The sequence below is a fragment of the Brevundimonas sp. T2-11 genome (assembly GCF_055397675.1).
In genome coordinates this window covers 2530442-2542713 of sequence record NZ_AP027920.1, presented here as the reverse complement: position 1 = coordinate 2542713, position 12272 = coordinate 2530442, and the positions used below count along the sequence as shown (strand labels likewise).

Genomic DNA, 12272 nt, shown 5'->3' with positions numbered 1-12272 from the left:
GCAAAGCGGTTTCCCCTTTCATGAACTCCCCTGTCCGCGCCGCGTATCTCGCGTCCGTCGCCTTGCCCCTGCTTGTTTTCGCCGCGCCTGTCTTTGCGGAGGATGCGGCGACCGAGGGGCCGACCCAGGTGTCCGAGATCGTGGTGACGGCCCAGCGGCGCGAGGCGACCCTGGCGTCCACGCCCCTGTCGCTGACGGTGGCGGCCCAGCCCCTTCTGAACGACGTCGGCGTGCGCGACATCAAGGACCTGCAGATCCTGACGCCCGGCCTGGTGGTGGCCTCGACCTCGAACCAGACCTTCACCACGGCCCGTATTCGCGGCGTCGGCACGGTGGGCGACAATCCGGGGCTGGAAAGCTCGGTCGGAGTCATGATCGACGGCGTCTATCGCCCGCGCAACGGCGTGGCCCTGGGCGATCTCGGCGAGGTCGAGCGCATCGAGGTCTTGAAGGGGCCGCAGGCGACCCTGTTCGGCAAGAACACTTCGGCCGGCGTGATCAATGTCGTCACCGCCGCCCCGTCGTTCACGCCCCGGATGGCGGGCGAGGCCACCTTCGGCGACTATGGGACCGCAGGCGGCTCCGTCTCCCTGACCGGCCCGATCGTGGACGAGGTTCTGGCCGGGCGGCTCTATGTGGCCGCACGCCGCCGCGACGGCCTCTATGACGTGAAGACCGGCGACGGCCCCCGCACCGAAACCGATGATCAGAACGAGCACTACGACACCGTGCGCGGTCAGCTGCTGTGGCGCGCGACGCCCGACCTGACCGCCCGCCTGACCGCCGACTGGACCGAGCGAGACGAGCGCTGCTGCGTCGGCGTGCAACTGGCGACGGGCGGGACGGCGCCCCTGCTGGCCACCTTCGCCCCCGACGGCGGGGTGGCGGCCACGCCCAACCCCTGGGCGCGGACAGCCTGGTCGAACCGCGACACCAACACCCGCATCCGCGACAAGGGCCTGGCCCTGCATCTGAGCGCCGACCTGGGCTGGGCGCGGCTGGACAGCACCACGGCGGTGCGCGACTGGCGCGGCGTCATCAGTCAGGACTGGGACTTCACCTCCGCCGACCTGGCCTATCGCCCCGACGACGGCAGCTGGTCCAACCGCTTCCGCACCCTGACGCAGGAGGTGCGCCTGTCGGGCCGGCGCGATCGTCTGGACTGGTCGGCGGGGCTCTTCCTGTCCGACGAGAAGCTGACGCGTCGCGACAGCCTACTCTACGGCGCCGACTACGAGGGCTACGTCAGCCGTCTGCTGTCGCGCAACAGCGGCGCTCCGCTGGGCGACCCGGCCTATGTCTCGACCCTGACCGGACTGGCTGTCGGCCAGAGCTTCGTCGAGGGCGAGGGGCAACTGGATCGCTACTGGCAGACGACGCAGAGCGCGGCCCTGTTCGCCCAGGCCTCCTACGCTGTGACTGACCGTCTGACCCTGACCGGAGGCCTGCGCCGCACCCATGAGACCAAGGACATGGACGCGGCCTATGAAAACACGGACGGCGGTCGCGCCTGCGCCGCCGCCCTGGCTAACGGCGTGGTCAACGGCACCCTGTGCCTGCCCTGGTCCAACCCGGCCTTCAACGGGTTGAAGACGTCCGAGACGGTCAAGGATCAGGCCTGGACCGGTCTGGCGCGCGCCGAATATCAGGCGACCGAGGGGGCGCGCCTCTACGCCGGCTGGTCGCGCGGTCGCAAGAACGGCGGCTTCAACCTGGACCGGGGCCAGACCAATCTGGCGCCCGACGCCTCGCGCGCCTTCGGCGCCGAAACCGCCGACGCCTGGGAAGCCGGGATCAAGAGCGTGATGCTGGAGCGCCGCCTGCTGGTCGGCGCCGCCGCCTTCCGTCAGACCTATGACGACTTCCAGCTCAATACCTTCCTCGGCACCACCTTCCTGGTGCGCTCGATCCCGCAGGTCCGGGCCAAGGGCGTCGAGGCGGACTTCATGTTCCTGCCGGTCGAGGGCCTGTCGCTGCAGGGCGGCGTGACCTACGCCCAGACCGAATATGGTCATGACCCGATCGCCGGCCTGCCCTTGCTGGCGGGCCGCCGCCTGAACTTCGCCCCCCTGTGGAGCGGTTCGCTGGCCGGGACTTATGAGCGGCCGCTCGGCGCCGGCCTGACGGGCCGCGTCACCCTCGCCGCCAAGTATTCGTCGGAATACAACACCGGCTCGGACCTGGACCCGGCCAAGAGCCAGCCCGGCTTCTGGCTGGTGGACGGTCGCGTGGCCCTGGCCAAGAACGATGCTGGGGATGGGGCCTGGAGCGTCGAGCTTTGGGGCCGCAACCTGTTCGATCAGGACTACCGCCAGGTGGCCTTCGGCGCGCCCTTCCAGTCGGGCACCCTCGGCGCCTTCCTCGGCGCCCCGCGCACCGTGGGCGTGACGCTAAGGATAGTGCGCTAAAGCCTCACCCTCTCCCGGCGGGAGAGGGCTTGAGCCTCCAAGAGCGCAGCGATTGGATAGGCGAAAGGGTGAGGGGCCAAGGTTTCAGTCGGCGCAAGCCGTCGTCGCGCTGCGGCTTGCGCCGACGGAAGCCGACGACCCTCATCCGACCCTGCGGGCCACCTTCTCCCACAGGGAGAAGGGACAGAAGACGGTCTGCGACTACCCCTTGTCGCGGGCTTCATCCCGCGCCGCCCGCTCGGCCTGGCCGCGCCAGCCGTAGCCTTCGCCATGCTTGCCGACGCTGACGAAGGTCGCTTCCTCGGCCTTGTGGAAATACTGCTCGGCCACCATCCAGCCCTTGAAGGGGCGCAGAACGCCCAGGCACATCAGGGCCAGGATCGGCAGGGTGACGACGAAATGCACCCAGACCGGCGGGTGGACGTTGAACTCGAAGATCATGAAGCCGATCATGCCGACCACGCCCACCGCCGACATGACGAAGAAGGCCGGGCCGTCGGCCGGGTCGGCGAAGCCGTAGTCCAGGCCGCAGTTCGTGCATTCCTTGCGGATGGTCAGATACCCCTGGAACAGCGGGCCCTCGCCGCAGCGCGGGCAGCGGCAGCTCACGCCGGTCTTCAGCGGGCTGAGGGGCGGATAGACGGGGTCGGACACGGCTACACCTGACAGAACGGGGTGACGATAACGTCGATACCGCCGATGTCGGCCTTTCGCGCGCGCGTCGCAAGCGGGTGATTTGTCCTACCCGGGCGGTAAGGTTTTTCCGTCGCCTCTTTAACCGGCGTTAACTGTGATTAAAGCCCTTTCGCGCGAGCATGCGCGCGTATGTCCGGGGCCACCGCCAGCAAGCGTGTTCTGAAGACGACCGTGGCGGCCGCCGCGGCGGGCGTCGTCGTGCTCGCGCCCCTGGCCCCGCACGCCGAGGGGGCCAATCTCGGCGGCGGCCCGGTCGAGATCCGCGTCGGCGCCAACACCGGCTTCACCAAGATCGAATTCGCCGGGGCCGTGGGCTCGCGCGCCAGGGTGCGTCAGGACGGCCGCGCCGTCATCATCCGCATCGGCACGACCGCCGCTCCCGACATCAGCCGCCTGCGCGTTGATCCGCCCAAGGGGGTCGAGAAGGTCGAGACCCGCGCGGTCCAGGGCGCGACCGAACTGGTTCTGACCCTGGCCGAGGGGGCGGGCGTCCGCTCCGGCGCCGCCGACGGCGCGGTCTGGCTCAACCTCTACGCCCCGGGCGCTGCGCCGGAGGGAAGCAAGCCCTCGGTCGTGCCCGCCGGCGGCGCTGTTCCGGTCACCGCCGAGCTTGCGGACGAGACGACCCGCCTGACCTTCGCCTGGGCCGCGCCGGTCGGGGCCGCCGTCTTCCGCCGGGGCGATGCGGTCTGGGTGGTGTTCGACGCCGCCGCTCGCATGAACATGCCCGCCGCCGCCGGGGCGGGACTGGCCAGCAAGGCGCGCTGGGCCGCCGGGCCGGACTTCACCGCCATCCGCATTCCCGTGGCCGAGGGGCAGGGGGTGTCCGCCCGTGCCGACGGCGCCGCCTGGACCATCACCCTGGGCGGGCCGACCGCCGCCGCCGGCGGCATCGACATCGGCCGCGACGACAGCGTCCAGACGGCCCTGATCGCGCGCATGGCCGGGGCGACCAAGACCGTCTGGCTGACCGATCCCATGGTCGGCGACCGCTTCGCCGCCGTCACCGCCCTGGCCCCCGGCAAGGGGCTGAGGACCGGGCGGCGCACGGTCGACCTGGCCCTGCTGCCGACCGCCCACGGCCTGGCGGTCGAGACCCCGACCGACGATCTGACGGTCAAGGCCGAGGGCGATATCGTCACCCTGTCGCGGCCGAAAGGCCTGCGTTTGTCGCCCCCGACCGTGGGGCTGGAAGCCGTCGCCGCCGAGGCCCGCGCCCCGCGCGCCGCCGTCCGTCCCGCCCTGATCATCTCCGACTGGGCCGATCTGGGCGACGACAGCTTCAGCGAGCGTCATCGCCTTCTTCAAACCGCCGCCGAGCTGGAAAGCGGACGCGCCGCCGAGGACCCGCGCGCCCCTATTGAATCCCGTCTGGCCTACGCCCGTTTCCTGGTGGGGCAGGGGCTGGGCTATGAGGCGATCGGCGTGCTGAACGCCCTGGTCAAGCAGACCCCGGCCATGCAGGGCGTCGCCGAGGTGCGCGGTCTGCGCGGCGCCGCGCGCGCCTCCATCGGCCGCTACGCCGAGGCCGAGGCCGACTTCTCGTCCGGCGCCCTGGCGGGCGATTCCTCGACCCGCGTCTGGCAGGGCTATATCGCCGCCCAGCGCAGCGACTGGACCACGGCGCGTCAGGCCTTCGCCGCCGGGGCCGGGGTGGTCGACAACTTCACCCCCGAATGGCGCGCCCGCTTCGGCACGGCCCACGCTCTGGCCGCCGTCGAGACCGGCGATCTGGACGCCGCGCGCGAGCTGCTGGCCTATGTCTTCAGCCAGCCGGGGATTTCGGCGGCGGACCAGCTGACCGCCCGTCTGGTGCAGGCCCGGCTGTTCGAGCTGGAACAGAAGCCGGCCCAGGCCCTCGCCCTCTACAAGGCCGTGGCCCGCGCCCCGCTGGACGGGATTTCGACGCCCGCCCGCCTCGGCGTGGTCCGACTGGAGATGGCCAGGGGGACGCTCAAGCCCGACGCGGCCGCCGCCCAGCTGGAGGCGCTGAAGTGGCGCTGGCGCGGCGACGGCACGGAGCTGGCCGTGATCCGCAGCCTGGGCGAGCTCTATCTGTCGCAGGGCCGCTATCGCGAGTCCCTGACCACGCTGAAGGCGGCGGGGCGCAAGATCGTGGTCCTGCCCGGCGGCGACAAGCTGCAGACCGACCTCGACAACGCCTTCCGCGCCCTCTTCCTCGACGGCGCCGCCGACGGCCTGCAGCCGGTTCAGGCCCTGGCCCTCTTCTTCGACTTCCGCGAACTGACCCCGGTCGGCGCCGACGGCGACGAGATGGTGCGCCGTCTGGCCCGCCGCCTGATCGACGTCGACCTGCTGGATCAGGCGGCCGAGCTGCTGAAGTATCAGGCCGACAATCGTCTGGACGGTGTGGCCAAGGCCCAGGTCTCGACCAATCTGGCCATGGTCTATCTGATGAACCGTCAGCCGGAGGAGGCCTTGCAGGCCCTGTGGTCGTCGCGCACGACCCTGCTGCCCACGGCCATGAACAGCGAACGCCGGGCGCTGGAAGCGCGCGCCCTGATGGAGCTGGGGCGCTACGACCACGCGCTGGAGGTCCTGGCCCGGGACGCCTCGCCCGCCGCTCGCGACGTGCGGGCCGAAATCTTCTGGAAGCAGCAGCAGTGGGGGGCGGCGGCCGCCCTCTACGAACAGCAACTGGGCAATCGCTATCGCGACGCCCTGATCCCGCTGACCGCGGACGAGGAGAATCGCCTGATCCGCGCCGGGGTGGGCTATTCACTGGCCCGCGACGCCGGGGCGCTCAACCGTCTGTCGGCCAACTATTCGGGCTTCGCCGACAAGGCCCGCTCGCCGGGCGGCATTCGCATCGCCCTGGCCGGTCTGGACGGAGCCGACGGTTCGGGTCGTCCGCAGGACTTCGCCACGCTCAGCGCCGGGGCCGACACCTATGCCGGCTGGATCGCGGCGACCAAGGCCGAGTTCAGGACCCGGACCGGGGCCTAAATGAAAAACCCTCTCCCGGCGGGAGAGGGCTTGAGCTTCGGAGAGCCGAAGGCGATCCGCAAAGCGAAAGGGTGAGGGGCTAAGGTTTCCGAAGGAGCGCCGCGCGGCGGCTTGCGCCGACTTATGCCGAGAACCCTCACCCTTTCGCCTGATCCAATCGCTTCGCTCCTGGAGGCTCAAGCCCTCTCCCACAGGGAGACGGGCCGATGCCCTTCCCTCGCGCGGAGGGAAGGGCGAGCCGGAAAGGCTTAGCCGTTGACGGCGTCCTTCAGCGGCTTCGACACGCGGAAGCGCACAGCCTTCGAAGCGGCGATCTTGATGGTCGCGCCCGTGGCCGGGTTGCGGCCTTCGCGCTCGGCGCGCTCGGCGGTGTCGAAGACGCCCAGGTTCGAGATGCGGACGTCCGAACCCGAAACCAGGCTCTTGTGGATGTTCTTGACGATCGCGTCGAGGACGCGGCCGGCGTCGGCCTGCGAAACACCTGCGTCCTTGGCGACGGCGGCGATCAGTTCGGCTTGAGTGGTCATAAGGGTTTTCCCAGTGGTGGTCGCCCGATTCCCGGGCGAAGACCGGAGGATCAACACGCGTTTGCCTCAGCTTGGCAAGCCCGCATGACGCTCAAAGCCCCTGAGGGCGGGACTTATCCCCCGCCGACGCCTCTCTGGAAGCTCTCGACCAGGCTGCCCGCGACCAGTCGCCAGCCGTCCACCAGGACGAAGAAGATCAGCTTGAACGGCAGGGAAATGACCACCGGCGGCAGCATCATCATGCCCATGGACATGAGCACGCTGGCGACCACCAGATCGATGACAAGGAACGGAACGAAAAGGAGAAATCCGATCGTGAATGCCTTCTTCAACTCGCTGATCATGAAGGCCGGAGTGACCACCCGCAGGGGCAGTTCCTGCACGTCTGTCGGAGGGGTGACTTTCGACAGTCGGGTGAACAGGGCCAGGTCGCCGCGATCCACCTGGGCCAGCATGAAGGTTTTCACCGGTTCGGACGCCGCATCGAAGGCCTGGGGCAGCTCCATCTGCTGATCCATCAGCGGACGGATGCCCGAATCATAGGCGTCCTGCCAGGTCGGGGCCATGACGATGGCGCTCAGGAACAGGGCCAGGGACACCAGGACGGCGTTGGGCGGCGACTGCTGCATGCCGAGCGCGGTGCGCAGCAAGGACAGCACCACGATGATGCGCACGAAGCTGGTGGTCATGATGACGATGGAGGGGGCCAGCGACAGGACGGTCATCAGCCCGACCAGTTGCACCACCCTCTGGGTCAGGCCCGCGCCGGTGCCCAGGTCGATGTTGATGGCGGAACCGCCCTGCGCCACCTCCTGCGCCAGCGCGCCCAGCGGCCAGACCAGACACAGGGCCGTGGTGATCAGCGACAGCAGGGCGGCGCGCTTCAGCTCGGCGCGGCTGGGCAGGGCGAAAACCGCTCGACTTTCCTCCCCACGACGTGGGGAGGGGGACCGCGAAGCGGTGGAGGGGGCGGCGCGACGGCGGGCGTCAGAGTGCGAACGGGAGCAAGGCGACGTCGCCCCCTCCGTCACGGTCGCTGCGCGCCCGCGCCACCTCACCATTCGCGATGCGAACAGGGAGGAAAGGCTGAGCCGGCTCATTTCACTTCTCCCTGACCGCGCGGTTCGATCAGTTCGCGCCCTTCGCCCAGCAGGATCAGCCGCTCCTCGGCATCCACCCGCACCAGGACCAGACGCCTTGCAGGGTCCAGCACCAGGGTCTCGATCACCTGCAGCCGCCGCGCGCCGCGTTCGGCCTGGAACCTGGCCAGCACCTGGGGCGCATAGCGACGCGCCGCCCAGGCGGTCAGGCCGATCAGGCCCAGGGTGATCGCCAGGCCGAACACCGCCCGGAACAGATCGAGGAAATTCATGCGGTTTCGAGGCCCCGACGGCGCTCACAGACGCGCCGCTTCGCCCGCACGTTTCGCGGCTCGTGGTTAACGCCGCGTTTAGAAACACGGAATATTAACCATGCAGGCGGCAAATTCTGCCGGTCCATCGTTCGAGGGTCCTTCGTGTCCGTCACCGACATTCCGCTGCTGAACCAGATCAAGGGCCGTCTCGGATGGCTTGATGATCGTCAGCGCGTGATCGCCCAGAACGTCGCCAACTCCGACACCCCCGGCTTCATGGCCCGCGACCTGAAGGCGCCGACCGACTTCGCCGAGGCGATGCGCACCGGCGGCGGCTTGCGGATGGTCGCCACCAACGCCCGCCACATCACGCCCGCGGGGCAGACCGCGCGGTTCGAGTCGCTGAACGCGCCGGATTCGGAAACCACGCTGGACGGCAACTCGGTCGTGGTCGAGGAGCAGATGCTCAAGATGGCCGAGAGCCGCATGGCCTATGACGCGGCCATCGGCTTCTACCAGAAGTCCATGCAGATGATCCGCATGGCCGCCAAGAAGCCCGGCGTCTGAGGGAGACTGAACCATGCCCGATCCCGTCAACGGCCGTCCCGTCACCCCGCGCAACACCGCCATGGGCGTCGCCGCCGGCGCCCTGAAGGCGCAGCAGTCGCGCATGCGCATCATCGCCGAGAACATCGCCAACGCCCAGTCGACGGCCCTCGTGGCGGGCGGCGAGCCCTATCGCCGCCAGACCCCGGTCTTCCAGGCGCGCAAGGTCGACGGCGCCACCGGCGTGGTCCTGGCCGAGGTCCGCCCGGACCAGAGCCCCTTCCGCGTGGAATACGACCCCTCGCATCCGGCGGCCAACGCCGAGGGCTATGTCCAGCGGCCCAATGTCGACACCCTGGTCGAGGCCATGGACATGCGCGAGGCGCAGCGCGCCTACGAGGCCAATCTGAACGTCATCGAGACGGCGCGGAACATGGAGTCCCGCACCCTCGACATCATCAAGAAGTAGGGGCTAGGCCATGAATCCCATGATGGTGGCCAAGGCCTATGCGGCGGTTCAGGGCGGGGCCATGCCGACCGCGACGCCGCCCGGCGCGGCCTCGGCGGCCCAGGGACCGGGCTTTTCGGAACTGCTGCAGAACGTCATGACCCAGACGGCGCAACAGACGCGCGGCGCCGAAACCCAGATGGCCCAGATGGTTCAGGGCCAGGGCAGCCTGATCGACGTCGTCACCGCCGTCTCCTCGGCCGAAGCCTCGCTGGAAACCGTCATGGCCGTCCGCGACCAGGTCATTTCCGCCTATCAGGAAATCATGCGGATGCCGATCTGAGGGCTTTCCTCCCCCACTCGTGGGGAGGGGGACCGCGTAGCGGTGGAGGGGGCGACGCGACGCCTGACCTTGAGCCGCTCAACATGACAGCGCGGAGCCGACCCCTCCGTTTCGGTCGCTGTCGCGCCCGATCCACCTCCCCATCGCTTCGCGACAGTGAGGAAAGGGATCGAACCCCCGCCCTCAGCGGTTCTCTCCGCATCACGGAGAGACCCCATGCTCAAGAACAAGAACTCCTCGGCCATCGTGGCGGTGAAGGATCTGGATCGCGCCAAGGCCTTCTATTCCGACGTGCTGGAGCTGAATCTGGCCGACACCTCCAATGAGGGCGTGCTGGGCTATCGCACCGGCTCGACCTGGCTGACCGTCTATAAATCCGACTTCGCCGGGACCAATCAGGCCAACGCCGTGACCTGGGACGTCGGCGTCGAACTCGACGACATCGTGGCGGGGCTGAAGGCCAAGGGGGTGGCGTTCGAGCACTATGACGACATGGGTCGTCAGGGCGACATCCACGTCTGCGGCTCGATGCGTCTGGCCTGGTTCAAGGACCCCGACGGCAACATCCTGCATCTGGTCGGTTCGACGGGGTGAAATGGGCGATCCTCCCTTGCGCAGCGGGGGAGGGGGACCATGCGCAGCATGGTGGAGGGGGCGGATGCAGTACCGGCTCTGAAAGACCAAGGGACGGCGCGCGACGCTCGCCCCCTCCACCGCCTTCGGCGGTCCCCCTCCCCCGTCGCTTCGCGACAAGGGAGGATCAACTTCAGCCCTCCAGCGAGACCACAGGCTCCTTGATTTCCGCCTTGGCGTGGCCGCGCTTCTTCAGCCAGGCGCGGATGCGTTTCTGGATCGGGTTGTCGACGCCGTAGTGGAACAGGAAGGCGAAGACGAAGGCCGCGCCGACGCCCATGACCCACAGCAGCCAGCGCCAGGCCTCGCCCAGGTTCAGCCGGTTCGCCGTGGCCTCGGCGAGGCCGAACCAGCCGATGCGGACCACTTCGTTGGAGATGAACATGGCGAAGGAGACCACGGCCGCCTGCTCGACCAGCTTCGACGGCTTCGTCACCGGCACGGCCCCGGCCGCCAGGATGATGATGGAGATGAAGGCCAGGGAGATCAGGGCGTTCTTGTCGAAGTACTGCACCACAGCGAGGCCGACCGAGCCCAGCAACAGGGCCCAGCCGGCGGCGCGCGGCTCGATCCAGACCCCTTGCGCGAACCAGGCCAGCCCCATGCCCAGCACGAACAGGGGCAGGGCGCGCCAGATGCCCAGGTTCAGCGGCATCTGATAGACGGGATAGTCCAGCAGGGCCCAGCTCAGTTCATTGGCCGCCAGATAGCCGACCACCACCAGCCCCAGCGCCAGCCACGGCCCGACCCGCGTCAGACCGCGCAGAACCCAGGGGAAGGCCAGGTAGCAGCCCAGCAGGGCCGAGATCGACCAGCTGGGGGCGTTCCAGCCCAGCCCGCCATACACGCCGAACGACTGGACCAGGGCCAGTTGGGCCGGCAGCTGGTCCCAGGCGAACCACTCGGGGTGGCTGGGCGGCAGGCCGATGGCCGTGCCCAGCAGCACCATGGCCACCAGCAAGCCGCCCATGATCAGGTGCGCGGGATAGACCCGCAGGGAGCGCTTCAGGAAGAAGTCGGTCTTCGACATCCGCCCCCCCGCGACCGAGGCGCTGTAGACGCGCATCAGCACATAGCCGCTGTCGATCAGGAAGAAGTTGGTCAGCAGGAAGCCGCCCCGCTCGAACACCGGATGCACGGCGTCGGCCAGGTGAACGGGAGCCGAGGCCTGGAAGTGATGCAGGATGATCAGCGACGCCACGATGAATCGCAGGGCGTCCAGCCACCCGCCGCGCATGATCGGCGGCGGCTCATTATGAGACGAAAACACCTTCCAGCCCATGACGAGGCCTCCTTCGGCCGCGAGACTCGCAAGAAGGGGGCCGCGCGGATTCGTGATCAGCGGCTTGGGCGCGGCGCGGCTCCGGCCATGCTAGGCTGCGACACGGGGCGACCTTCCCGGCCCCTTCAGTTCCAGTTCCCGACCTGACGCACGGTCTTCGTCCGTGGCGCAGGCGCGTGCGTGCTCCCTTCCGACGGGCCCGCGGGCCCATGGCCACAGGATGCTGAACCATGCCTTTCATCACGACCGACGACGGGACCGAGATCTTCTACAAGGACTGGGGAAGCGGGCAGCCGCTCGTCTTCCACCACGGCTGGCCGCTGAGCGCGGACGACTGGGACGCCCAGATGCTGTTCTTTCTAGGGCAGGGCTATCGCGTCATCGCCCATGACCGGCGCGGACATGGCCGCTCGACCCAGACGGCCGAGGGCAATGAGATGAACACCTACGCCGCCGACGTGGCGGCGCTGGCCCGGCATCTGGACCTGCGCGACGCCGTCCACATCGGCCATTCGACCGGCGGGGGCGAGGTGGCGCGCTACGTCGCCCGCCACGGCGAGCCGGACGGACGCGTGGCCAGGGCGGTGCTGATCGGCGCCGTGCCGCCGCTGATGCTGAAGACCGAGGCCAATCCCGGCGGCCTGCCGCTGGAGGTGTTCGACGGCTTCCGCGCCGCCCTGGCGGCCAATCGGGCGCAGTTCTATCGCGACGTGCCGTCGGGGCCCTTCTACGGCTTCAACCGGGACGGCGCGCAGGTGTCGCAAGGCGTCATCGACAACTGGTGGCGGCAGGGCATGCAGGGCGGGGCCAAGGCCCACTACGACTGCATCAAGGCCTTTTCCGAAACCGACTTCACCGAGGACCTGAAGGCCATCACCGTGCCGACCCTGGTCCTGCACGGCGACGACGATCAGATCGTGCCGATCGACGACTCGGCCCGCTTGTCGGCGCCCCTGCTGAAGAACGGGACGCTGAAGATCCATCCCGGCCTGCCGCACGGCATGTGCACCACCCACGCCGACGTCATCAACGCCGACCTGCTGGCCTTCATCAGAAGCTAGGGCGCGG

General features: G+C 69.0%; 12 protein-coding genes. 7 read left to right on the top strand and 5 right to left on the bottom strand.

Annotated features, from left to right (window positions below; translation table 11 throughout):
* The first annotated feature begins 20 nt into the window (after positions 1-20).
* The gene (locus ACZ5XO_RS12460) at positions 21-2408 is read left to right on the top strand and encodes a TonB-dependent receptor (protein WP_464162654.1); all 2388 of its coding nucleotides are present in this window, start codon (positions 21-23) and stop codon (positions 2406-2408) included.
* Positions 2409-2609: 201 nt separating this feature from the next.
* Here ACZ5XO_RS12460 and ACZ5XO_RS12455 read toward each other — a convergent pair whose 3' ends face one another.
* The gene (locus ACZ5XO_RS12455) at positions 2610-3062 is read right to left on the bottom strand and encodes a DUF983 domain-containing protein (protein WP_464162653.1); all 453 of its coding nucleotides are present in this window, start codon (positions 3060-3062) and stop codon (positions 2610-2612) included.
* Between the two features lie 171 nt (positions 3063-3233).
* Here ACZ5XO_RS12455 and ACZ5XO_RS12450 point away from each other — a divergent pair, with 171 nt between their 5' ends.
* Positions 3234-6071 (top strand): tetratricopeptide repeat protein, encoded by a 2838-nt coding sequence (locus ACZ5XO_RS12450; RefSeq protein WP_464162652.1) that lies wholly within the window; start codon positions 3234-3236, stop codon positions 6069-6071.
* A 248-nt stretch (positions 6072-6319) separates the two neighbouring features.
* Here ACZ5XO_RS12450 and ACZ5XO_RS12445 read toward each other — a convergent pair whose 3' ends face one another.
* The 3 genes from ACZ5XO_RS12445 to ACZ5XO_RS12435 form a co-directional block, all read right to left on the bottom strand.
* Positions 6320-6598 carry an HU family DNA-binding protein gene (locus tag ACZ5XO_RS12445; RefSeq protein ID WP_105564062.1) on the bottom strand — a complete coding sequence of 93 codons (279 nt, stop codon included), beginning with the start codon at positions 6596-6598 and terminating at the stop codon, positions 6320-6322.
* Positions 6599-6711: 113 nt separating this feature from the next.
* Positions 6712-7503: a flagellar type III secretion system pore protein FliP gene (fliP, locus tag ACZ5XO_RS12440; protein WP_464164918.1), complete on the bottom strand. Its 792-nt coding sequence runs from the start codon at positions 7501-7503 to the stop codon at positions 6712-6714.
* A gap of 191 nt (positions 7504-7694) precedes the next feature.
* On the bottom strand, positions 7695-7970 hold the full coding sequence (locus ACZ5XO_RS12435) for a flagellar biosynthetic protein FliO (protein ID WP_464162651.1): 276 nt from the start codon (positions 7968-7970) through the stop codon (positions 7695-7697).
* A gap of 144 nt (positions 7971-8114) precedes the next feature.
* On the opposite strand from ACZ5XO_RS12435, the gene flgB reads away from it, so the two are divergent.
* The 4 genes from flgB (at position 8115) to ACZ5XO_RS12415 (ending at position 9883) form a co-directional block, all read left to right on the top strand.
* Entirely contained in the window at positions 8115-8519 is a 405-nt protein-coding gene (flgB, locus tag ACZ5XO_RS12430) for a flagellar basal body rod protein FlgB (RefSeq protein WP_464162650.1), read from the top strand.
* A gap of 13 nt (positions 8520-8532) precedes the next feature.
* Positions 8533-8967: a flagellar basal body rod protein FlgC gene (gene flgC, locus ACZ5XO_RS12425; protein ID WP_296178689.1), complete on the top strand. Its 435-nt coding sequence runs from the start codon at positions 8533-8535 to the stop codon at positions 8965-8967.
* 10 nt (positions 8968-8977) lie between these two features.
* Positions 8978-9289 (top strand): flagellar hook-basal body complex protein FliE, encoded by a 312-nt coding sequence (gene fliE / locus ACZ5XO_RS12420; protein ID WP_464162649.1) that lies wholly within the window; start codon positions 8978-8980, stop codon positions 9287-9289.
* Between the two features lie 216 nt (positions 9290-9505).
* The gene (locus ACZ5XO_RS12415; protein WP_464162648.1) at positions 9506-9883 is read left to right on the top strand and encodes a VOC family protein; all 378 of its coding nucleotides are present in this window, start codon (positions 9506-9508) and stop codon (positions 9881-9883) included.
* 172 nt (positions 9884-10055) lie between these two features.
* On the opposite strand, the gene ACZ5XO_RS12410 is transcribed toward ACZ5XO_RS12415, so the two are convergent.
* On the bottom strand, positions 10056-11204 hold the full coding sequence (locus ACZ5XO_RS12410; RefSeq protein ID WP_464162647.1) for an acyltransferase family protein: 1149 nt from the start codon (positions 11202-11204) through the stop codon (positions 10056-10058).
* Positions 11205-11434: 230 nt separating this feature from the next.
* Here ACZ5XO_RS12410 and ACZ5XO_RS12405 point away from each other — a divergent pair, with 230 nt between their 5' ends.
* Positions 11435-12265, top strand: a complete 831-nt coding sequence (locus tag ACZ5XO_RS12405) for an alpha/beta fold hydrolase (protein WP_464162646.1) — start codon at positions 11435-11437, stop codon at positions 12263-12265.
* Positions 12266-12272: the final 7 nt, after the last annotated feature.

Coding starts and splice junctions, on each gene's coding strand:
- ACZ5XO_RS12405 (WP_464162646.1), top strand. CDS start 11,435: ATGCCTTTCATCACGACCGACGACGGGACCGAGATCTTCTACAAGGAC.
- fliE (WP_464162649.1), top strand. CDS start 8,978: ATGAATCCCATGATGGTGGCCAAGGCCTATGCGGCGGTTCAGGGCGGG.
- ACZ5XO_RS12450 (WP_464162652.1), top strand. CDS start 3,234: ATGTCCGGGGCCACCGCCAGCAAGCGTGTTCTGAAGACGACCGTGGCG.
- ACZ5XO_RS12460 (WP_464162654.1), top strand. CDS start 21: ATGAACTCCCCTGTCCGCGCCGCGTATCTCGCGTCCGTCGCCTTGCCC.
- ACZ5XO_RS12435 (WP_464162651.1), bottom strand. CDS start 7,970: ATGAATTTCCTCGATCTGTTCCGGGCGGTGTTCGGCCTGGCGATCACC.
- flgC (WP_296178689.1), top strand. CDS start 8,533: ATGCCCGATCCCGTCAACGGCCGTCCCGTCACCCCGCGCAACACCGCC.
- ACZ5XO_RS12415 (WP_464162648.1), top strand. CDS start 9,506: ATGCTCAAGAACAAGAACTCCTCGGCCATCGTGGCGGTGAAGGATCTG.
- ACZ5XO_RS12445 (WP_105564062.1), bottom strand. CDS start 6,598: ATGACCACTCAAGCCGAACTGATCGCCGCCGTCGCCAAGGACGCAGGT.
- ACZ5XO_RS12410 (WP_464162647.1), bottom strand. CDS start 11,204: ATGGGCTGGAAGGTGTTTTCGTCTCATAATGAGCCGCCGCCGATCATG.